This is a genomic window from Myxococcales bacterium, from assembly GCA_016706225.1.
Taxonomy (GTDB): Bacteria; Myxococcota_A; Polyangia; order Polyangiales; family Polyangiaceae; genus JADJKB01.
The window spans coordinates 128336-148901 of sequence record JADJKB010000015.1 but is presented as its reverse complement, the minus strand read 5'-3'; the positions used below and the strand labels follow the sequence as shown (position 1 = coordinate 148901).

Genomic DNA, 20566 nt, shown 5'->3' with positions numbered 1-20566 from the left:
AGGTCATGAAAGGCCGCACCTCGGTGAGCGTCGGTCTCGGGGCGTTGCTCGGGATCCAAGGGTGCGCGCTGTTGGTCGATCTACCCGAGGGCAGCGACTCCGTGAACACGGGCGGTGCTGCCTCGGGCGGGGCCGCGTCCGGTGGGGCCGCGTCGGGCGGAAGTGCAGGAACGAGCGCAGGGTGCAAGGTCGCCTGCGACTGCGACGACGACGGTGCCAAGAGTGAGTCTTGTGCCGGCACGGACTGCGCTGACGATGACTCGGAAGTGCATCCAGGTCAATCGGCCTACATGCTCACACCGAGCAAGAATCCCAAGATCGGTTTCGATTTCGACTGCTCCGGTTCTGCTGATCGTGAGTTCACCACGCCGCTCGAGTGCGTAGGACTCTCGCTGACCAAGTGCGACTCCGTCTCGCAGGGGTTTCTAGAGTCACTGCCCGAGTGTGGCCAGCAGGGCGAATGGGGGACTTGCAAAGCGGGTAGCGTGGTCTGCGAGAAGGACGTGCTGCAGATGAAGACGATGGCGTGCAAGTGAGCGACCGTCTCTCGCTGGCGCCATCCGACCGCCAGTGAGTTTCGGGCCGGGCGACGAGCTCGAGGGCGAAGCTCGAGTGACCGTGTGTCAGCAGACATGTCAGACACCGGGGCGAGCACAAACGGCTTGCAACTGGCTGGTCTCTCCGCGCGAGGGTGTCGGTGGCATACGGCGAAGCGCGGCGATCTCAGGAGCAAGACGTCCTGGAACGAGAGCTGCAAGTGCGTCCACTCGGAGGTCTGCTCATGCCGCTTCGCTGCCCGTCTCGTGGTTCGTCATCGTGGTTCGCCGGTCGGATAGCCGGCGCACTCTTGGCCTTCTCGTGCTGGGCGCTGACTCCGGCCTGCGCCGTCGAGGCGCTCGACGAACAGGCGTTCGACGCCGAACCAATCGACACGGAGGGATTGGCCGTCGGAGTCGGCTGCGACACGAAGCTCGTCAACTTCCAGCTCGCGGGCAGCTCCCATCAGGTGCACGAAGTCCGGAGCGACTACACCTGGCACAAGGTCAACCCGTGCCTCGAGCAGCTGCAAGGCGCCGCTGGGAAGGACGGCCCCGCGAGCGCGTCCGCCGACCTGCTCTACCAGCAGACGCTGTACCTGCTGTCGAATCCCAATGTCCGCTTCTACAAGCAGGGCAAGACCGACTACCTGAAGCTGAAACACGTGGTGAATGGTAAGGAAAAGCTGGACCTCTCGAAGTTCAACCGCCTGGTCTACTGGAACGAAAAGCACATCGCGTACGACTCCATGTCGCAGGTCGACTTCGGGCTGCGCATGCTGCGGATTTACCGCCTGTTCCTGAAACAGGAGGGCAAGCTCAGCGAGCGCGGGCGCGTGTTCCGTGAGCTCGGACTCGCTGCGCTCGGTGTGATCACCGACCCCATCGCGGACGGTGGGCTGCGCAGCCGGAGTGAGTGTGCACACTGGAAGGGCAAGGCGTGCGCCTGGTTCCACTCGGTGACGCGACGGGACTTCGACGAGACGAACGCGGGCGCGACCTTGAACAAGAGCCTCCATCCCGTGCGCGACATGTACGAAGCCGCGCAAGTGCTCGCCGAGGTCGATGCCCTCGACACGACGACATCCCATTCGTCCCGCATCGACGCGCTGCGCCAGGCGTCGTTCGAAGGGACCTACCAGCTGGTGTACGGCAAGGGGAGCGACGGGAAGGGCTCAGCGCCCAACCTGTTCGACTTCATCGCGACGACCCCCGGGGGGAAACCGATCCAGAGGAGCTGGCTCTACTACGGCTTCAACCCGGAGCTCGGCAAAGCGCATTTCTTGGGCAACAAGGGCAACGACTGGAAGAACTGCGGCTACCACATGCACGTGATGCAGCTGCTCTCGGCCATCTTGCCCCGGCTACCCCAGAGCGAACGCGCCGGATTCACGAAGGTCCGAGCGTCGCTTGGAGTGTCGGTCGTCGACTTCATCGTCAACGCCTACCAGGTGAAAGCCGGTGAGGGTCTGGGCGGCGACTCCAAGACCCAGACCAACGGAGCGTTCGGCAGCTGCGGCGAGAAGGCAAAGACGCCGCTGAGCCCGGCGGTCATCAGCGCGCTCAGCGGTCTGTGAGACCGCCCAAGGAGAATCGGACGGGGCTACGGTACCGTCCAGCTTGTCTCCACGCTCAGCTTGCCGGTCCAGATGTGTGGGATGTCGCCACCGTCGAACAGCGCCTTGGTCGGGCCGTCCAGAGTTTGGACGCCGGCCTCCCAACGCCGGATGGAGTTTTCGTAGGTCCAGCGCAGCGCCACCTTGGCGCCCGCCTCGAAGCCGGGCAGACGCTCGGTGGCGGTGCCCGCGCCGGGTTTCATCGGATCGAGACTGAAGGTCTGCGTGAAGGTCTTCTTCTCGCCGGGGGCGAGCAGCGGAAAGTCATTTTCGGTGACCACGTAACCGTGCGGGCGAGGCTCCGGAATCAAGAGGGTCGTGCCGCTCGGCGCTCGCATCACGATCCCACTGATGCCCCAGCGAAAGGCGTCGGGCGTGGGCAGGTAGATGCGCAGCGGCTCCGCCGTCAGATTCCTGAAATGGAGGCGCGCCGTCCGCATCGGGATGCGATCCATTTTCACTTCGTCCGTGATCTCGAGCTGAACTTGAAGCCGTGAGTCGCTTGCGGCAGCGAGCGGCTGTGGGTGCTTTTTTTCGGCGCTCATGGCGGTCTCCTGGGGCGCATCGACATGGCTCGGTTTGGCGCTGCGGCAACCGGCGATCACGAGGGGCAGGAGGGCGAGCAGCGGGCTCGCCCGTAGCGAGAGAGGCGTGATGGCACGACGGTCCATGGTCTTCACCCAAACGTCCCCCGAAGCTCTCCCCCGGCAGGCCGCCGACCAAGGCTACCTCCAATCCGGACCCGAGGTGAGCAGGGCTGTGCTTCCTGGTAGTCTCGATCGGTTCTTCCCAGGCCGCGCGCGATCGTCCACCGTCAGCTCGGAGCGGCGGCCCGAGCCGAGGCGGGGGAAGGGCTTGCCGGCCGCCTAGGGCGCACGCGCCTCGCCGATGCGCTTCTGCAGCACGCCGATGAGCCTCTGCTCGATGCGTCCCCTTCGAGTCATGATGCGCTCCTCTCTCTCGCTCGCATTCGTGCCCACGACGCTGCCGCTGCCGAGACCACGAGCACCTGCCGGCACACCCTTTGTGGGGGTGTGCCCGGACTGTCTCAGGGCGTGAGCGCGGCGATCGCGGCGCGAAGCAGGGGTTCGGGCCGAGGCTCGACCCCGCGCAGTCGCACCTGCTCGACGGCTTGCCGAGCCTGGGCCCGCTTGAACCCCGAGAGCACCAGCGCCGAGCGCACCTTCTCGAACACCTCGGGCTCGGGCGCGGCCGCGACCGCAGGCGGCGGCACCGGCGGCGTTGGCGACGCGGACTGCACCTCAGGCGTGCGGATCGCTTCGCGGCGAGCTCGAGCCCCCGCGATCTCGTTCTGGATGTGCTCTTCGCCGAAGACCTGTCGCGCTCGGTACGAGTTGTGAGCCGAGCAGAGCAGGCAGCAGTTGTCCACGGTGGTCGGCCCGCCCTTCGCGAAGGGAACGATGTGCTCGATGGTCAGGAAACGGGTCTCTGAGCATCTGCGACCGGCAGCATCGGTGAAGGTGCACCGGTCAGCGTCCCGCTCCCGCACCTCCCGCTGGACATCGACGGGCACGTGCCGTGAGCCCGGCTTCGTCTCGCGACGCTTGCGCGGCTTGCCCGCGCCCGAGCGACGCTGGATCGCGTCCGCGATCAGCAGGTCCAGGCCGAGCTCGAGGAGCGTCGCCAGGTCGCCGCTGGGGATCTCGTGGCTGAGCAGGTTGCGGGCTTGCTCGAGCTTGTCGCGAAACGCGGTCCGAGCGGTGAGCTCCAATCGCACACTCTCCGGCGAGAGGGGCTCGAGACGAGCACGATTCATCGAGGGCCGAGGCGCTGGCACGGAGTTACCTGCCCCAGACACTGTTGGTAACTCCGTCTGCGCGGGCTCGGGCGCCATCGTGGTCAAGGTGGTCGGCACGTCCGGCTGCGGAGACCAGCGGGCGATGAGCTCTTCGAGCTGACGCTTCGACTTCCCGCGCGCTTCGGCCAGGAGCTGCTCGACGTTGTCCTCCGTGAGGTGCCTGGAGAGGAGGAACAGCCCGGTCAGGTGCACCTCACCCGACGCGAGCTCGTCGAGGATCTGAGGAAAGCGCTGTGCCAGGCGGGCAACGCGCACGCGCTTGTTGGCTCCGTCCTCGGAGTACCCCCAGGCGCTCCACGCAGTAAGCGAAGAGTGAGGAACACGCGTCCTCGAGATAGAGCTTACGGCGGTCGAGCTCCGCCAGGTGGAAGACGACGTCCGTCGATGCGGCGCGCTCGGTGCTGACGGCAGCCGAGAGGCGTTCGCGGAGGTCGAGATCGGAGACCGAAGAGAGGAGAGGCATGCTTTCTCGCATACCACGCGATTTTTCGCCCTCACCGCTGCCACCAGGCGCGACGCTCACGACGTGGAACGCTTCGAACGTCATCGCGACGCGCAAAGCGCGCACAGCGCGCATCCTCGTGGCAGGGCGTGAGGGTTTCCTCGTGACTCGTCGCTCGCGCGCGCTGCGTGCTCGAAAACCCGTCAAGAAAAATGTGAATCGAATCGTCGCGCGACCGCTCTTTTCAAGCACGCGCTTCGCCACGGCGCAGAGCTCGGAACCACGCCGCTCGCACCCCTCGAACAAAGAGGGGTGCAAGGATTGCCCTCGGTGGTCTTGGCAGCGGCAGCGTCCTCGAGCTCGCGCGCTCGCGCGGAGTGCGAACCGCTGGCGGTTCCACGCATGCGCCGGCAGTGCGCGACGCACACGGTAACGACGCGCGGTCGCTCGCATGCGCTGACGGCACCCGGCGCGCTCACGCCAGCACGCCGCTCTCCTCGCGGCCCGCGCACCCTATCCCTGCGCCGCGGGGGACCGGCTTCTCTCTCTCTTCCTTGCTCTCTTCTCGCGGCCGCTGGCTTCGCCGACCGCTCGGTCGCCGGCCCATCCCCTCGGCCCGACTGCCAATCGACATGCCTCCTGGTAGAGTTCGCCGGACCGCCGGACCACGACCGAGGCACAGCCTGGCACACGATAGGATGAATCGCATGAGCTCCACGACGACGCGCTTCCTGGGCGCCGCGGCGTTGGTTCTTCTTGGCTCGAGCGCCTGTGGCTCCACCAGCAGCGACAGCGAGGCGACGGGCGGCGCGGCAAGCAGCGGCGGCGCGGGCGGCGGCGGCGGGACCGGCGGCGCTTCCGAGCCCGCGCTCTGCGACGGAAGCGCCAGCATTCGTTTCTCGGCGACGCTCGGCGGCGGCATGGTGATGCCGTCCTACGTCTTCACCAACCCCTATGGTTGGAGCTTCTTCTACGTGACCGGCGGCTGCGAGTACTTCCTGGGCGGGAGCGTGCAGGACGGGGTGAAGAGCGGAAAGTTGGACCCCGCGCGCGCGCAAGAGCTCGCAACCGCGGTCCATCGGAGCAACATCCCCAGTTACTCGAGCTGGCTGGACATGGGCTGCCCAGACGCCGGCAACGTGGCCATCAGCGACGGTACGAGCTCGGCGTATTGCAGCTGCGGTTGTGATCCAGATGCACCCAAAGGACTGGAGTCCGCCATCGACGCCGCATCCCAGTGGAAAGAAAAACTGTGGAACGAAGGCTCGCCCCTCGATGGACCGGTCGCCGCAGCCGCTCAGACGAAGGAAGTCACGGCGCAGCCGGCCAAAGCCTGGCCTCTCAGCTGGCCCATCACCGACCTACCCTTGCCCAACGAGCCGGGGGGCAAGGTCGTCACGGACGCGGGTGACGCGGCGAAGCTCCGGGGTTTGCGCGAAGGCTCGACGTTCGAAGGTGTGCTGATCGACGTCGGCGGTTTGCGCTACGAGCTATTCGTGCGCGACGAGTTCCCGACGCCGTGAAGACCGCCATCGCAGCTTCGAAGTAGCAGCCCACACTCACTTCCCCCGAGCTGCTCCAGCTTGCCGGGTTTGCCGTCTTCGTCCCAGTGCTGCCAGGCGCCGACCGCTTTCCCATCGCGGTACTCGCCTTCCATTTCACGCCGGCCGCTCGAATAAAAGAAGGTCGCGCGCCCGTGCGGTGTGCCATCCGCACGGCTGCACAAGATCACGGGATCTCCTTCTTCGGACGGATCCTTGTTGAGCGTCGAGCCCTCCGGGCAAGCCGCCTCGCCCGCCTCCCACCAGTTCTGCTCCGGCACGGGTGCAGCGGCTGCGGCGCGCGGCGGCGCGCCGCGCGGAAGCTCCTCACACAACCCCGACTTGCGATTGCAATAGCGGCCGGGGGTGCACTGCGCCCAGCAGCCGCCCGTCGTTGCGCGATACACTCCCGCCGTGACCAGCGCCGCCCCGGTCACCACCGCGGCGTCCCGCGTCCGGTTCGGCTTGGAGCCGCAGCCTGCGGTCAGACCCAGAGCCAACCCAACCATGACGAGCCGCGCGAGCAGCGAAGGACTCTTGTTGCCGGCGCTGAGCATGGGGTCCGGGCGAAGCCTAGCGCAGTGGTCGAGAGGGTCACCTCACAACAACAACCAAAGCGCGACGACCCCGCCAATGACCACGAGCATCACGACTGGCACCAGGAATGCCACCGCCGTGATCCAGCCCGCCCGTTTGATGGCGTGGCCCACCTGATCTTGCTGAAACTGCTGGAACTGCTGGAAACCCGGCGACATGGGCGCGCCAAAACCGTAGCCGATCTGCGGCACCTGGCCCGGCGGTAGGCCGGGGTACTGGCCGCGGATCCGGTCGTCGAGCACCTTGTTCACCAGCGCCGCGTGTTCGGCGGCGCGCGCGTGGTGTTTGAGTACGTTCTTGCAGTACGGACAGTTCGGCCGCGTCATGTCGTCGAGCGACAAGGTCGCGCCGCAGGTCTCGCAGTTCACGCCTTGCTCACGGCGTTGGACGGCACCCACTGCTGCGAGCCGTTGTCGAACTGCACCAGGTACTGGTTCGGGGCCGCTTGCATCACGGACGCCGCGTAGTGCTGACCGTCAGACCACGCGACCTTCACCTTGGAGCCGGCGACGATGCCGCCGGTCATGAACGACGCGGCTTGCCCGAGGCCGAACCCTAGCGGGTTCTGCATGATCGACGCGGCGGCGGCCTGCGACTGCTGGTAGGCGGGGTTCATCATCGCGGCCTGCACCGGATCCATCATCGCCTGCTGCTGCAGAGCTTGTGCGTTCGGCGCCGCCATGGCCCCTGCGCTCGTGTCGCGGGTCACCTGAACCTGGCGCGGGCCGCCCCCACCGCGAATGCGGGTCTCTTCTTGCGTGACGAAGTTGTGATGCCCGGCGTACTGCATCATGTTCGCCGACATCTGCCCGGTCCAGTAGCCACCGGCCTCGGTCCAATCACTCATCGAGACGCCCGCCGCCTGAATCGCGGCCTCGAAGCCGTAGATCTTGATCAGCGCGCTGACGTGCACGTAGTCGTCGTAGCTGCAGCGAGCGGCTCCGCCTTTTCGCCGCGCGAGCGCCGCCTGATACATCGGCATGAACGCCGTGGCCACACGACCCATGAGGGACATGTCCTGCATGCGGGCGGTCCAGCCGGCCTTCGCAGCCTCGTAGTCCGCAACCGTGACTCCTTCGCCACGCAGCACCTCCTCGGTCTTCGCCTTGTCCTTGTCGAGACCGTCGAGCGCAGCGCCGAGATCTGCGTAACGTTCCAGCGAAATCCCATTGATGGGGGCGAACGGATCCATGCTCCCTCTCTTTCCGGGCGGAAGGGGGCCAGAACTCGCGCCCGGCGTAAAGAAAAACGAGAAAACCCCGCCGCTGATTGCTCAGCCGCGGGGCTTTTTCATCGCTGGCCCGGTGGGGCGTTGCTCAGAGCGCCTTCTTCTTCGCGGCCTTCTTCTTCGCGCCCTTCTTCCCACCCTTGCTGAGCTTCGTTGCGCCGCCGGCCTTCTTGCCGTGTTTCTTTCCGGACGAGAGCGCCGCGCTCTTCTTGCCAGACTTCTTCTTGTGCTGCTTCGGCTCCGCGTCGGCGCTGGCCACGGCCTTTGCGCCACCCTTCTTGCCCGGCGAGCTGATCAGGAACTCGACCGAGTCCTTCTTCAAGCGGACCTTGTAGCCCGGGATGCCGTCCTTGAACTGGAAGCTGATCTCGGCTCCGCTCGTGCCGTTGCGGGTCTTCACCCGCGCGATGCGATTGTCGCGCTTCATGATCCCGTTCGGTGACTCCATCACCTTCACACCGGGGAGCACCACCGTGAAACCGGTGGCGTTCACGGCGCCCTGGAGCTTCGTCGCCGCCTTGTCGAGGCGCAGCCGGTGAACGACCGGCTCCGAGAGAGTGCCGTGACCCCACGGCGCCGCGCTGCCTGCGCTTCCCTTGCCCTCCTCGTCGTCCGAATCACCGGAGTCACCGGAGTCGCCGAAAGCCTGGTCGTCGACCGCAGCTCCCGCCGCCGCCTTCTCCTTGGCCTCGGCGCCCTTCGCGTCGTCCGCCTCGTCGCCTTCGTCGGCGGAGCCGGGGGCCGAGCCGAGCGGCGCGGGTTCCATGGTCGCCATCGGCGTCGGGCCAAACAGCGGGACGTCCGCGTTGGCACCGGTCGAAGCGGGGGCCGCGGTCGGGTCCGCGCCCTTGGCCGGATCCGCGCCCTTCTTCGGGTCGACGGGGTTGCCCTGCTCGTCGACCTTGATCACGTCGCCAGCGGCGACCGCGACCGCCGCGGGCACATCCTTCTTGCCCTCGGCACCCGGCGGCGCCGTCGGCTTCTTCATGGCGATCACACCCACCGTGAGCAAGAGCACTCCAACGGCGCTCAGCGCGGCGACCTTCTTCGCACGCTTCTTCTTGGCCGCCGGATCGAGCTCGACCTCCGCCGGCATGGCCTCGGCGGTACCCGACTGCGGACGCAGCTTGCGACTGCCAGCCGACATCACACCGGACGGCGGAGCCGCCGCGGTGGTGCGCCTGGGTGCGTTGCCCTGTCTCTTCTGCCGAAGCTCCATCATTTTCGCGCCTGCCCCTTTGAACAGCCTGCCGACGTTGGTCGCCGCCGCCCCACCCAGCTTCGCCATCATCTTTCCACCACGTTTTGCGGCGGCGCCGGCGTCGACCGCCATGTTCGCCACCTTGCCGCGCATGGCTGCGGCCTCCTCGTCCATCTCGGCTCCATCGACGAAGTCGTCGTCACCGAGCGGCGCGTCGTCATCCGTGTGGGCAGCGGCAGCCGTGAAGCCGCCGATGGCCCCAGCATGACCGCCCAGCAGCTCATCACCCTCTTCGGAGTCGATCACACTCGGCTCCGGGGTGTCGTCTGCGCCCCCGTCGTAGCGCAGCGCCACGACCAATTGCGGGACCTGGGTCCGCGGGTCGATGACCACGTCCACGCCGTCGATCTGAGCACCGCGGCGCCCGCCCGCGCCGACGTCTTCGATCTCGAGGTGGCGCCCCACCCTCAGGAACTCGAGGTTCGATGCCACCTCGACCTGCTTCGAGCCGCCAGCTCGGACACATGCTTTCATCGGTGAGCCAAGGCCGTCGATGTGCAGGCGGACTCGCACGCCGGTGCCGCCGGGGGGCTGGCTCTCGTCGGGGTTAGAGTGGGTCTCAGCAGCTGCCTCGGCTGCGGCGCCGATCCCGCACAGCTCCTTCAGCGCCTCCACGCTGCCGCTGTCGAGGGCCGTGAACGCAACGCCGAACTCACCACCGCGGTCGGCCTCGCTTCGCCAGGCGACCTTGCCTTCGACGACGATTTCCTGACCACCGTTCTCGAAGCGACAGACCAATGGCGCGCCGACCTCGGGCAAGTACGCGGTGCGCAGATGCATCCCGCGACCGCTGACGTCGACGCTCTCGGCCTCGAACGCAGGGGCTCCACCGACGTCGCGACCACAAATCTCGACTAGCGCCTGCACGGGCACACGCTGCAATCCGTTGGCGCGCCGTTCCTGTTCGTAGCTCATGCTGCCTCCCGTGAGCCCGCGCCCGAAATACGGAGCGGGGGCCACGCTCGGGAGGTAGGGCCCCCAGCCGACTTTGGCCAAGTTTCGGGGGCGAGAACCGGAAACGTTCACCCGGCAGCGGGTGCGACCAGGCCGCGAGCCGAGAGCGCGACTTCAGCCGATCTCGACGCGATTCCGGCCGCCGTTCTTGGCCGCGTAGAGCGCCGCGTCTGCTGCAGCGAGCAGCTCTGCCCCGTTGGGGAAACGGCGCGCCGCCGTCATCGTCGCGATCCCCAGGCTGGCCGTCACGGGGATCCGTTTGGCTTCCCATTCGATGACCAGGGACTCCAACAGGGCGCGGGCGCGCTCACCGAACTGTCGGGCTTTCTCCGGAGTTATCCCCCGGAGGAGCACCACGAACTCCTCACCACCAAAGCGGGCGAAGACGTCCTCGACCCGCAGCGAACGGCTGATGGCCGAGGAGACCTTCTTCAGCACGAAGTCGCCGGCGGGGTGACCGAAGCCATCATTGATGCGCTTGAAGTGGTCGATGTCGATCATGGCCAGGGTCAGATCCGCCCCGTGCCGCTCGGCGTAGGCGAGCTCACTGGCCAGGCGTTCCTCGAGGTAACGGCGGTTGTGCGCCCGGGTCAGAGGATCCCGAACCGTCGACTCGTACAGGGTGCGCTGCGCTTCTTCTTCCAGCACGTCGAGCAAGGCGAACTTCAAGACGACGTTGCGCCCTAGCCCCACCCGGTCGCCGTCCTTGAGCGCTTTCGGAGCCGAGAGGCGCTCGTCTCCCACGAAGGTGCCGTTGGTGCTGCCCAGATCTTCGACGAAGGTGACCCCGTCCTTGCGAAACGCCCGCGCGTGCCGGCGCGACAGACCGTCGTCCAACAAACGCCCGGCCGCCGTGTCGTCCCGCCCAAAAATAACCTCGCCGTTCTCGAGGGAGAAGATCCGACCGGGCTCCGGCCCGGCGAGCACGGTGAACACGCTGCGGTTCTTCGGCAGTGTCTCGCTGGAAACCGGCCCGAGCCCCGCCTGCTGAACCGTGGTCGAGTGGAGATCCTTGGGCTGGCTCATGAGCCTGCCATGATACGCGCGAGTCGGCGCCATCGGAAGACTTGGACTTCCGACGGGCAAGGGTCAATATCCGCGCGATGGCGCTCACGGTCGTGGTGCGCTCCGGCGATCTGAAGTCGGCGCCAAAGGTGACCTTCGATGCGCCCCGGATCGTGGTCGGTCGCGGGGAGGGCTGCGATGTGCGCCTGCCGGACGCCAGCGTGAGCCACCGGCACGCGTCGATCCAGCAGCGTGGAAGTGAGTACCTGATCGTCGACGAGGGCAGCACCAACGGCACCTTCGTCGGTCCGGTGCGACTGTCGCCTCACTCGCCGCGCGTGATCCGCTCCGGCGACATGTTGCGGGTCGGGCGCATCTGGCTCGAGCTCCGCGTCGAGCACATCGTGCCGACAGCAGCGGCGAACGTTGCCACCAAGGAGATCGCGCTCGGGCTCGTGGCCGAAGCGCTCGAGGCTCAGGGTGATCCTTCGGCGGTCCGTGTCTTCGTCACGGAGGGTCCGGACGCGGGGCGTGAGGTGAGCATCCGTGAAGCCGGTCGGCCCTACGTGCTCGGTCGCGGCCAAGGTGTGGAGCTATCACTCGACGACGCGGACGCGTCGCGCCGTCATGTCGAGATCACCCGCAAGGGTACCCAGCTTCTGGTGCGTGACCTCGGGAGCAAGAACGGCGCGTCGCTGGGCGGCAACAAGCTGGACGCAGGCAAGGACGTGGTGTGGCCCACCGGAGTGCCACTTCAGGTTGGCACCAACGTGCTCAGCTACGAAGATCCAGTGAGCGAAGCGCTGGCCGAGCTCGAGCGCGCCGCGGACGAACGCATGCGCGACGACGATCTCGTGGATGCGCCAAACACGTCACCGGATCCCGGCGCCGCTGAAGGGCCAGACTCCGGGCTCGGTGATGGCCCGCTCCGGCCGGATCTCGTGGGCGGTGCCACGTCACCCATTGCCAAGACACCGGAACGCAAGACCCAGCGTCCGGCAGCGCGGCGACCGGGGTGGGCGCTCGCCGACGTGGTGGTGGCGCTGATTGCCCTGACGGTGCTCGGGTTGAGCATCGTCGGACTGATCTGGCTCTTCAAAGCGACTTGAGCGGTTCACCCCCCCGTGCTTCGGTTGCGCCGCCGAGCGCCGCTCGGCGCCGATTCACCACCGAAACGCGAGGCGACCCATGAAGCTAGAAACCGAACGCGACGCGACACTCTGGCTCTGGTCCGCGAAAGCCCTGGCCGTCGTCTCGGCCTGGAACTCCCTCGGACTTTTTGCGAAGTTGCGCAAGGGGCCGATCTCTCCGGACGAGCTCGGCGTCGACCCGCGCGCGATCGCCACCACCCTGCCGGTGTTGAAGTACATCGGTCTGGTCGCGGGAGACGGCAAGCGCCTCGTGCTCACGGACGCCGGCGCGCGCTTGCTCGACGAGGGTGGCATGCCGACGGAGCGCAACCTCGAGCAATTGCGCGATCTCGGCCGCATGAAGGAGGTGCTGCAGAACGGCGGACCAGTGCTCGACGACAAGGGCAACTCGAAGGCAACCACGGGTGGCACCCGCGCCGACAGTGGCGATCACACGAAGAAGTTCCTGGACATGCTCTACTCGAGCAGCGGCCCCGCCGCTCAGAGCAGCTTCGACTGGCTTGCGCCGCTCCTGCCCAAGGGCGGGCGCGTGCTCGACGTGGGTGGGGGTCACGGGCGCTATGCGCGGGTGTTCGCCGACGCGGGTTTTGTCACCACGTTGTTCGATCTGCCGCACGCGATTGAATACGCAAAGAACAAACACGGCACGGCCCTCGAGTACGGCGAGGGAAACTTTCATCAGACCGAGGATTTCGGCGGGCCCTTCGATCTGATCTTCCTGGCGAACGTGGTGCACGGCGAGTCGCCCGAGGACAACGCGCTGCTCATCGCTCGCATGGCCAGGAACCTGCGCCCGGGCGGCTACGTTGCGCTGAAAGACATGTTCCTGGACGCCCACGGCAAGGGCCCGGAGAACGCCGTCTTCTTCGGCCTGACGATGCTCTACTACACCGAGAAGGGTCGCAGCCCCACGCTGGGCCAGGCCCACGAGTGGTTCCGCCTGGCCGGACTCGAGGGGCCCGAGATCACACTGCTCGACACCCAACAGCTGGTGGTCGGTCGGAAGCCGAGCTGAGGGCGTCCGTCGCGGCTCGGCCCGCCGTGGCGGCAAGGTGCACTGCGCGAGGCTACGGCTCGCTGGAAGTTCCTTGGGAAAATCGAAGCATGCTTGAGCGCGCCGCCCATCGAGCCGTAGACTCGGTCTTGGTCCCTTCATGATGGTCGGCGTGCGCGAGGGCGAGGTGCTCGCCGGCAAGTTCCGGGTGGAGCGTGTGCTCGGCGTGGGCGGCATGGGGGTGGTGGTAGCCGCCCGACACATCCAGCTCGACGAGCGGGTTGCACTCAAGTTCCTGCTGCCCGAAGCGCTGGCAAGCAGCAACGCCGTCGAGCGGTTCATTCGCGAAGCTCGCGCGGCCACCAAGATCAAGAGTGAGCACGTCGCGCGAGTGATGGACGTGGGGACCTTCGAAACCGGCCAGCCGTACATCGTGATGGAGTACCTGGACGGCGTCGACCTGTCGCAGCTGCTCGAGAGTCAGGGGCCACTGCCGCCAAACGAAGTGGCGGACCTGGTGCTCCAGGCCTGTGAGGTCATCGCCGAAGCTCACGCGCTCGGAATCGTCCACCGCGATCTCAAACCAGCCAACTTGTTCCTCACGCGCTTCCTCGACGGTTCGCCGTGTATCAAGGTGCTCGACTTCGGCATCTCCAAGGTCACGCTGCCGGGACAGGACCAGGCAGCCCTGACCAAGACCAGCGCCATGATGGGCTCACCCCTCTACATGTCACCGGAGCAGATGTCGTCGGCACGCAGCGTGGACGCGCGGACCGACATCTGGTCGCTGGGAGCGATCATGTACGAGCTCTTGACCGGTGGCCCTCCGTTTTCAGCCGAGTCGTTGCCCGAGCTGTGCGCGAAGATCCTTCAGGAGGAGCCACCGCCCGTGCTCACGCGACGCGCGGACGTTCCCGCAGCCTTCGCCGCCGTGGTCGAGCGCTGCCTGACGAAGTCGCGAGAGCAGCGTTATCAAACCGTTGGTGACCTGGCGGTGGCGATGGCCGAGTTTTCACCGCAAGGCGGAGAGTCGGTGCGACGCGTCACCCGCATGTCTCGGGTTACCGACTCGGTCCCGAAGCCAGAGCCGAGCATGCTCGCTTCGGCGCCGACCTTGGCGCAGCCTGCCGTGGCAGCTCCGCAGCAGCCGGCATCGACCGGGGTTGCCTGGGGCGAAACGAAGCCCGGTGACAAGCCGAGGCGCGGGCCGCTGTTGATTGCCGCGGCACTGTTCGCTGCGACAGCCCTCGTGAGCGCCGGGGGGCTGGGCCTTTGGCGATTCCGTTCGGTCCAGGCGGAGCCTGCCGCGCAACCATCGACGGTTGCGGTGATGGACTCCGCGCCGCTGCCCGAAGTTGCGGAGGAACCTCCGACCTCGACCAGTGGGCCAACACCGGAGACCTCGACGAGCGCGCCGAGCGCTAGCGCCGAGCTCGCTCCTCCCGCGCGCGACGCCGGCGCGGCCCAAGCCACTGCGCCTTCCGTGCGCACGAAACCGAAACCCAAAGTGGAGGCCCCGCCGCCCGAGCCCAAGGCCGCGCCCAAACCGCCCACCCCACCCGCCGTCGAACCCAAAACGCCGGCGGACAAACCCGGAAAGCAGCTCGGGGGCAGGACTTGAGGGCGTCTCGCTGGCTGGCGCTCGCGGCGCTGATGCACGTGATGCTGTGCGCGCGACAGGTCCCCGCCGGAGCCGCCGAAGTGGCGGCGGCGGTCGCGCTGTATGACGAAGCAGAGAAGTTGATGACGGATGGGAACTACCTGCGAGCCTGCGCGAAGTACGCAGAGAGCCACCGCCTCGACCCTCAACTGGGTGCGCTGCTGCACCTGGCTGATTGTTACGAGAAGGCCGATCTCCTGGCCAGCGCCTGGGCCAGCTGGCGAGATGCGGTGGAGCTGGCGGAGAAGCGGGGTGATCCCAGGAAAGACGTGGCTAGCGAGAGCGCGGCAGCGCTCGAGCCAAAACTCGCCAAGCTGATCGTCCGCGTGCCCGCCAGCTCCGAGCTGATCGACATCGAGGTGCGCCAAGATGGACGCCCGTTGGGGCGCGCGCTCTGGGGTAGCGCCATTCCGGTGGACATCGGCGCCCATGAAATCGAAGCGAGGGCACCCGGCATGCAGACCTGGCGCGGTTGGGTTCGGGTGAAAAAGAACGGGGTCATCGAGACGCTCACGGTGCCGAAGTTGCAACGTGATCCCAATGCAACTGCGGCCGCCGGCCCGCGCTCCAACGGCAGCGCAGGTGCCGCGCCAAACAACGACGGCTCACGACGCGAGTCGAAGAGCGTTCAGTCCAGCCTCGGGTGGGCCAGCGCGGGGCTGGGAGTGATCGGCATCGGCCTCGGCTTCTATTTCGACGCGCAGCGGCGCGGGAAGGTCGAAGACCGCGACGCGATCTGCCCGACGGGCAAGAACTGCGCTGACGGCGACCAAGCCCGGATCAACGGCTTGACGGACGACGCGCGCAACGCGGCGACGGCGGAGACGGTTTCGTTCGTCGCCGGCGGATTGTTCGCGCTCGGCGGGGTCGTGCTTCTGGCAACTTCGCCGTCCACTCAGAAGGCGGCGCGTTCGCACTTCAGCGCCGCACCGCTCGTTTCGAGGAGCAGCGTCGGCGCAGCCGCCGCGGTCAGGTTCTAGTCACTGACACAAGAACGTCAGGGCGATCGCTCCCGGCAGCGCCTTGTCGCGCACTTGTTTGCACAAGGCCGGGCACGCAACGATCTTGGTCGGCGCCTTCGGGTCATCGAAATACCACGCCGTGTCGGTGCCGCAGCTGGAGCTGGAGGACACGTATTGCAGCGACTGCGACTTGCTGGCGACCTGTACCAGCTTCTTGTCGAAACCGGCAGGGGGGTTCGGGATCACCCAATAACAGCCGATGCCCGGCGCGTAGTTGATGGCATTGGCCAGTTTGGCGATGAAACCGTCGGGGTCTTGGCTCACACTCTGGAACGCGGGGCACACATCGCCGAGTACACCTCCGTAGGTGCCAATCAAGCTGGTGTATTCACTCCCGACGGTGCTGCCAGAGCAGGTCGACTGCGCGACCAGCGCCGCATAGATCCAACCGCTGTTCGGTGGTGTCTTCCCCTTCTTCAACCACTCGGTCACGAAGCTCGTCGCACCCAGGGACGAGTTGTCGTCAGCGACGAAAACGAGTGCCCGTGCGACCGCGTTCGGGCGCAGGTAACCCTCGAAAGACGAGAAGTTGTCGAGCACCATCTGGAGCAACTGCGCTCCAACCACCGGCACGGTCAGCGGGTTGTAGGTTGGTGGGTTGGCTCCAGGGCACGACGCCCCAGTGGTGAGCGGGGGCGCCGCACAGAACGCGGGCGTGTGGAGCGCCACGAATCTCAGATCGATCGGGAAATGGTTGAGCTTCTGGAACAGGTTGTTCATGGACCACTGGACCGTGGTGAGCGCGTTCTGGTTCTTGCTCGGCGCCTCGTCGATGGCCCAGACCACGTCCACGGGAGCAACGGTTTCCGCGACGGCCTGCTCCACGGGGACACATCCAGCGTCCGGCGTGGTCCCGCCGGTGCCGCTTGCCCCGCCCACCGCGCTGCCAGCGGAGCCACCGCTGCCGAGGGTGCCGCCTGCGCCGCTCGCCCCGCCGGCGCCGCTGACGCCTCCGCTCGCGCTCGCGCCCCCGGTGGCGAGCGTGCCGCCTGTCGCGCTCGAACCCCCGCCGCCATCGGGTGACGGCGCTTCGACCTCGCGGCGGTCCACGGAGCAGCTCGAGAGGAGCAGCGCGACTCCCCACAACCGATGAGTCTGCCTCGAAACCGCCGGCGAGCTCACGGGGTGAGCTTTCGTGTTGGACATCCGTAGAGCACGCTCAGCTTGCCCTGGGGTTTGTCGCGAATGAACGCGCAAGTGGAGGCGCAGACCTCGATCTTCTCGGGAGTGGTCGGGTTGTCGTAGAACCAACCGCCCTCGATGCCGCAGGCCGCGGCGCTGGCAACTTGTTTCAGCGCGTTGACGACCCCCGCCGTGGGCTCGAACGACAGGTTGATGTCCTGCCAGCCGTACTTCACACCGGACGGGCCGGGCGGAATGCTCCACTTGCAGTCGACGGTGGAGTTCTTGATGATTCCGTCGCCAATCGACGCGAGCACCGGTTTGAAGTCCACGATCGGAACTCCGTTCGCATCGCAGATGTCGCTAGCGGTGCCCTTGGTCTGTGTGACGAGCGCTTCGTAGACCGAACCCACGGCCGCCACTGCAACGCAGGCTTTGCGGCCGAAAATCCCAGAGACTACCCAGTTGGTGGTCCACGGAGAATCGGTGTTGGGCCACTGGGACAGGAAGGCTTGCGCCGACATCACCGAGTTGTCGTCGGTGACGACGATCAGCGTCTTCGACGATTCGACGCGCAGCACCTGCTTCCACTTCGGGTAGCTGGTCATGAACACCTGGAGCGCGTCGACGCTGCCGACCGAGGCCGGCACGTGAGTGTAGCCAGGCGGCTTCGAGTCGGCGCCATTGCTGTCGCAAGGAACGGGCGGCGGAGGGCAGCTGCAGTTGCCGGAGCCCAGAGGACCGGGCAGGCAGACGTAGGGCCCCGGCGCCTTGGTCGCCCCGAGCAACACGACCCGCGCGTCGATGGTCGCCTTCGCCAGATCAGAGACGAGCTGGTTGAGCGCGACCTCCACACCCGTGGCTTCCTCCACCATGCTCGCGGACCCATCGATGATCCAGACGATGTCAGCGGGCTGAAGCTGCTTGTTGATGGACACGGCGGCGCCGACACACGCGCCCCCTGCGCCACTCGCGCCGGCGGCACCGCCCGTCGCCGACGGACCCGCGCTTCCACCGGTCGAGACACCACCCGTCGCGCCCGTGCCCTGAGCGCCTTGCCCACCTTGACCTGCCTGACCACCCGTCGCCGAATGTTCGACGGGGCGTTCGTCCACCGAGCACCCCACGTGGACCGCAGCCAGCACCAACACCCAACGCGCCGGCCTTCGCCCCATCGCGCGATGATATCACCGGACTTGGCCGGCGACATGGTCGCTAACCGGTCAGGGGCACTGAAACGTCACCTTCACCGCTCCGGTGGTCTGGCGGACCTGGTCGCAGGTGCTCGGACAGGCGACGACCTTCTTCTTGACGGTCGTCTCATCGTACCACCAGCCACCGAGGGGGCTGCACTTCGCCGCGCTGGAGACATGCGGGACACTGGTCTTGACGCCGGCCTTGGTGGTGAACTCGACGCCGAAATTCTCGGGGTCGAACTGCGAGCCTTGCGGCGGGTAGGGCACCTGCCATTGACAGCCAGCGTCGTTTGCAAACGCCAGGCCGAGCTTGCTACCAAACCCCGCCGGGTCGGAGCTGGGTTGTGCAAACGCAACACACAAGTCGACCTCCGACCCGCCCGTCGCCGCGATCAGCTTGGAGTACTCCACGCCGACGCCGCCGCTCGAACACTGCGTCTTGGTGACGAGCCCCGAGACCCGCCAGCCCGTCGTGAGGGGTGGGTCCTTCTTGCTCCATGAAGTCTGAAACGTCTGGTAGGGCACGGCCGAGTTGTCATCGCTGATGATCACGAGGTTCTTGGTCACAGCGTCGGGGCGCAACGACGTTTTCCAGGTGTCATACGTCGTGAGGATCTGGTCGAGCGCGTCGTAGTTGTCGATGGCCACGCCGTGGTGCACGTAGCCGTAGAGCAGAGTGTCAGCGTTGTTGTTGCACTGACCCGAACCCAGTGGCTTCGGTACGCAGAACCAGTGCACGGCCAGCACGATGATCTTCGGGTCGACGTGATACTGGGCAAGTGTGCTGGCAAGCACGGGGATGCCGGTCTCGATCTCGTCGAGCAGCTGGACCATGCTGGCTGTGGTGTCGACTGCGATGACGATGTCGACCTTCACGCTCAGCATCGGAACCGACTGGGACGAGACCTGGCACACCTCGGCGTCCGGGGTCGTTCCCCCGCTCCCTCCCACGATGGTGCCGATGCCGCCGGTCGACGAGCCACCGCTCGGGGAACCGCCGGCTGGTGCACCCCCGGACGCTTGGCCGCCCGCCCCAGCGCCGCCGAGTCCGGCCCCCGCCGTTCCAGCCGACGCGTCCGGCGTCGCCGCATCGACCTGGCGACGATCGACGGAGCACGACCAGAGTATGAGCAAGGCCACTCCGCCCAACCGGACCATGCCGGAGCGAGTCATGGAACGAGGTTCTTCGTGGGGCAGCCGTAGAGCACGTTGAGCTCACCCTTGCTGTTGTCTCGGATGTACGTGCAGGTCGTGTTGCAGACGTAGATGCGCGTGGGTGAGGTCGGGTTGTCGTAGTACCAACCGCCTTTGATGCCGCATGCCGTCTGATCAGCGACGTGAAGGATCTCGTCTGACTGCCCCGCCTTCGGAGAAAACGCCAGGTTGATCTCCGACCAGTTGTACTGCACGCCTGGGGGCCCCGGCGGGATGTCCCAGTTGCAGTCGATGTTGGTGTTCGAGATGATGCCGGCGGACAGCGGACCGACCAGCCCCGAGAAGTTGGTCTGCTGCTGGCCGTTGTTGCACAAATCCACCGCCACACCCTGGGTCGACGTGACCAGGCTGTCGTAGACGGGGGCGAGATTGACGCCTGGGCACGCGGATCGCCCGAAGATGCCGGACACGACCCAGCCGACGGTCCACGGCGAATCCTTCTGGGACCAGTTCGCCGAAAAAGTGGCGGCGGGAAGCCCGGAGTCGTCGTCGCTGACGACAACCACGGTCTTGGACGACCCGGCGCGCAAGAGCGACTTCCACTTTGGGTAGCTGTTCATGAAGACCTGCAGCGCGTCGGTGCCACCGACCGTGTCGGGGATGTGGGTATAACCGGGCGGTTTGCTGTCTCCATCCGGCTTGCCGCAGCTTCCAGAGCCTAGCGGTTGCGGAACGCAGATGCCCATCCCTTGTGTGTTCGAGAGCGACCCTCCCAAGAGGATGATCCGAGCGTCAATCGAGCTCTTCCCGATCAGCGTTGCGAACTGGTTCAGGGTCTTCTGAACGGCAGCGGACTCCTCCCCCATGCTGCCCGATCCGTCGACTACCCATACGAGGTCGGCGGGCTGCTGTTTGGGCGTGGCAACGACGGAGCTAGGGCTGCAAACGCCGGCGTCGGAGCCAGCGCTTCCCGCTTGGCCGCCACTGCCGGCCTGGCCGCCGGAGCCCCCTTGTCCCGCGACACCACCGACACCACCGACGCCACCGACACCACCCCCGCCACCCGCGCCGCCCTGGGCAACGCCGCCGGTGCCCGCCGCCCCGGACGAGCCACCGACCGCACCCGCGCCCGCAGCTCCGCCCGTGGATTTGGGCCCAACCTCTCGTTCATTCACGCCGCACGCGCCGAGCAAGAAGCTCAGCAACACCACGGCGCCGCCCCGCCACATTCGTGAAGACATCTCTGGCCCACGATAACCGCGTTGCA

The 20566-nt window shown here is 66.8% G+C and carries 17 protein-coding genes and 1 pseudogene; 7 read left to right on the top strand and 11 right to left on the bottom strand.

What is annotated here, in order from left to right:
- Window positions 1-5: 5 nt before the first annotated feature.
- Together IPI67_23800 and IPI67_23795 are read left to right on the top strand one after the other, a co-directional pair.
- On the top strand, window positions 6-536 hold the full coding sequence (locus tag IPI67_23800) for a hypothetical protein (GenBank protein ID MBK7583209.1): 531 nt from the start codon (window positions 6-8) through the stop codon (window positions 534-536).
- 245 nt (window positions 537-781) lie between these two features.
- Complete coding sequence (locus IPI67_23795) at window positions 782-2113, top strand: hypothetical protein (protein ID MBK7583208.1); 1332 nt, start codon at window positions 782-784, stop codon at window positions 2111-2113.
- 26 nt (window positions 2114-2139) lie between these two features.
- Here the strand turns inward: IPI67_23795 and IPI67_23790 are convergent, their stop codons facing one another.
- Window positions 2140-2823, bottom strand: coding sequence for a hypothetical protein (locus IPI67_23790; protein ID MBK7583207.1), 684 nt, complete (start codon window positions 2821-2823; stop codon window positions 2140-2142).
- Between the two features lie 377 nt (window positions 2824-3200).
- Window positions 3201-4226 carry an HNH endonuclease gene (locus tag IPI67_23785; protein MBK7583206.1) on the bottom strand — a complete coding sequence of 342 codons (1026 nt, stop codon included), beginning with the start codon at window positions 4224-4226 and terminating at the stop codon, window positions 3201-3203.
- Between the two features lie 894 nt (window positions 4227-5120).
- Here IPI67_23785 and IPI67_23780 point away from each other — a divergent pair.
- Window positions 5121-5936: a hypothetical protein gene (locus IPI67_23780; protein MBK7583205.1), complete on the top strand. Its 816-nt coding sequence runs from the start codon at window positions 5121-5123 to the stop codon at window positions 5934-5936.
- Here IPI67_23780 and IPI67_23775 read toward each other — a convergent pair.
- The 5 genes from IPI67_23775 to IPI67_23755 all read right to left on the bottom strand — a co-directional run bounded on the left by IPI67_23775 (window position 5897) and on the right by IPI67_23755 (window position 11020).
- On the bottom strand, window positions 5897-6511 hold the full coding sequence (locus IPI67_23775; protein MBK7583204.1) for a hypothetical protein: 615 nt from the start codon (window positions 6509-6511) through the stop codon (window positions 5897-5899). The two genes, IPI67_23780 and IPI67_23775, sit on opposite strands and share 40 nt — an antisense overlap.
- Window positions 6512-6553: 42 nt before the next feature.
- Window positions 6554-6919 carry a hypothetical protein gene (locus IPI67_23770; protein ID MBK7583203.1) on the bottom strand — a complete coding sequence of 122 codons (366 nt, stop codon included), beginning with the start codon at window positions 6917-6919 and terminating at the stop codon, window positions 6554-6556.
- On the bottom strand, window positions 6916-7743 hold the full coding sequence (locus IPI67_23765; protein MBK7583202.1) for a hypothetical protein: 828 nt from the start codon (window positions 7741-7743) through the stop codon (window positions 6916-6918). The genes IPI67_23770 and IPI67_23765 overlap by 4 nt, the downstream gene beginning before the upstream one ends.
- Before the next feature lie 124 nt (window positions 7744-7867).
- Entirely contained in the window at window positions 7868-10000 is a 2133-nt protein-coding gene (locus IPI67_23760) for a PilZ domain-containing protein (protein ID MBK7583201.1), read from the bottom strand.
- A 108-nt stretch (window positions 10001-10108) separates the two neighbouring features.
- The gene (locus IPI67_23755) at window positions 10109-11020 is read right to left on the bottom strand and encodes a diguanylate cyclase (protein MBK7583200.1); all 912 of its coding nucleotides are present in this window, start codon (window positions 11018-11020) and stop codon (window positions 10109-10111) included.
- Window positions 11021-11097: 77 nt separating this feature from the next.
- Here IPI67_23755 and IPI67_23750 point away from each other — a divergent pair, with 77 nt between their 5' ends.
- The 4 genes and pseudogenes from IPI67_23750 (at window position 11098) to IPI67_23735 (ending at window position 15784) form a co-directional block, all read left to right on the top strand.
- Complete coding sequence (locus tag IPI67_23750; GenBank protein MBK7583199.1) at window positions 11098-12108, top strand: FHA domain-containing protein; 1011 nt, start codon at window positions 11098-11100, stop codon at window positions 12106-12108.
- Between the two features lie 79 nt (window positions 12109-12187).
- Window positions 12188-13165 (top strand): class I SAM-dependent methyltransferase, encoded by a 978-nt coding sequence (locus IPI67_23745; GenBank protein MBK7583198.1) that lies wholly within the window; start codon window positions 12188-12190, stop codon window positions 13163-13165.
- Between the two features lie 166 nt (window positions 13166-13331).
- Window positions 13332-14162: pseudogene (locus IPI67_23740) on the top strand (serine/threonine protein kinase).
- A 599-nt stretch (window positions 14163-14761) separates the two neighbouring features.
- On the top strand, window positions 14762-15784 hold the full coding sequence (locus tag IPI67_23735) for a hypothetical protein (GenBank protein MBK7583197.1): 1023 nt from the start codon (window positions 14762-14764) through the stop codon (window positions 15782-15784).
- On the opposite strand, the gene IPI67_23730 is transcribed toward IPI67_23735, so the two are convergent.
- Genes IPI67_23730 through IPI67_23715 form a run of 4 tightly spaced genes read right to left on the bottom strand, consistent with a single transcriptional unit; the run spans window position 15785 to window position 20540 of the window.
- Window positions 15785-16972, bottom strand: a complete 1188-nt coding sequence (locus IPI67_23730) for a hypothetical protein (GenBank protein ID MBK7583196.1) — start codon at window positions 16970-16972, stop codon at window positions 15785-15787.
- Window positions 16945-18123: a hypothetical protein gene (locus IPI67_23725; GenBank protein MBK7583195.1), complete on the bottom strand. Its 1179-nt coding sequence runs from the start codon at window positions 18121-18123 to the stop codon at window positions 16945-16947. The genes IPI67_23730 and IPI67_23725 overlap by 28 nt, the downstream gene beginning before the upstream one ends.
- Before the next feature lie 48 nt (window positions 18124-18171).
- Window positions 18172-19317 (bottom strand): hypothetical protein, encoded by a 1146-nt coding sequence (locus IPI67_23720; GenBank protein ID MBK7583194.1) that lies wholly within the window; start codon window positions 19315-19317, stop codon window positions 18172-18174.
- Window positions 19314-20540: a VWA domain-containing protein gene (locus tag IPI67_23715; protein MBK7583193.1), complete on the bottom strand. Its 1227-nt coding sequence runs from the start codon at window positions 20538-20540 to the stop codon at window positions 19314-19316. The genes IPI67_23720 and IPI67_23715 overlap by 4 nt, the downstream gene beginning before the upstream one ends.
- Window positions 20541-20566 lie beyond the last annotated feature (26 nt).

Bases quoted from the DNA above. Each gene is read 5' to 3' on its own strand.
- IPI67_23800 (MBK7583209.1), top strand. From the start codon at position 6: ATGAAAGGCCGCACCTCGGTGAGCGTCGGTCTCGGGGCGTTGCTCGGG.
- IPI67_23795 (MBK7583208.1), top strand. From the start codon at position 782: ATGCCGCTTCGCTGCCCGTCTCGTGGTTCGTCATCGTGGTTCGCCGGT.
- IPI67_23790 (MBK7583207.1), bottom strand. From the start codon at position 2,823: ATGGACCGTCGTGCCATCACGCCTCTCTCGCTACGGGCGAGCCCGCTG.
- IPI67_23780 (MBK7583205.1), top strand. From the start codon at position 5,121: ATGAGCTCCACGACGACGCGCTTCCTGGGCGCCGCGGCGTTGGTTCTT.
- IPI67_23775 (MBK7583204.1), bottom strand. From the start codon at position 6,511: ATGCTCAGCGCCGGCAACAAGAGTCCTTCGCTGCTCGCGCGGCTCGTC.
- IPI67_23765 (MBK7583202.1), bottom strand. From the start codon at position 7,743: ATGGATCCGTTCGCCCCCATCAATGGGATTTCGCTGGAACGTTACGCA.
- IPI67_23755 (MBK7583200.1), bottom strand. From the start codon at position 11,020: ATGAGCCAGCCCAAGGATCTCCACTCGACCACGGTTCAGCAGGCGGGG.
- IPI67_23750 (MBK7583199.1), top strand. From the start codon at position 11,098: ATGGCGCTCACGGTCGTGGTGCGCTCCGGCGATCTGAAGTCGGCGCCA.
- IPI67_23745 (MBK7583198.1), top strand. From the start codon at position 12,188: ATGAAGCTAGAAACCGAACGCGACGCGACACTCTGGCTCTGGTCCGCG.
- IPI67_23730 (MBK7583196.1), bottom strand. From the start codon at position 16,972: ATGTCCAACACGAAAGCTCACCCCGTGAGCTCGCCGGCGGTTTCGAGG.
- IPI67_23725 (MBK7583195.1), bottom strand. From the start codon at position 18,123: ATGGGGCGAAGGCCGGCGCGTTGGGTGTTGGTGCTGGCTGCGGTCCAC.
- IPI67_23720 (MBK7583194.1), bottom strand. From the start codon at position 19,317: ATGACTCGCTCCGGCATGGTCCGGTTGGGCGGAGTGGCCTTGCTCATA.
- IPI67_23715 (MBK7583193.1), bottom strand. From the start codon at position 20,540: ATGTCTTCACGAATGTGGCGGGGCGGCGCCGTGGTGTTGCTGAGCTTC.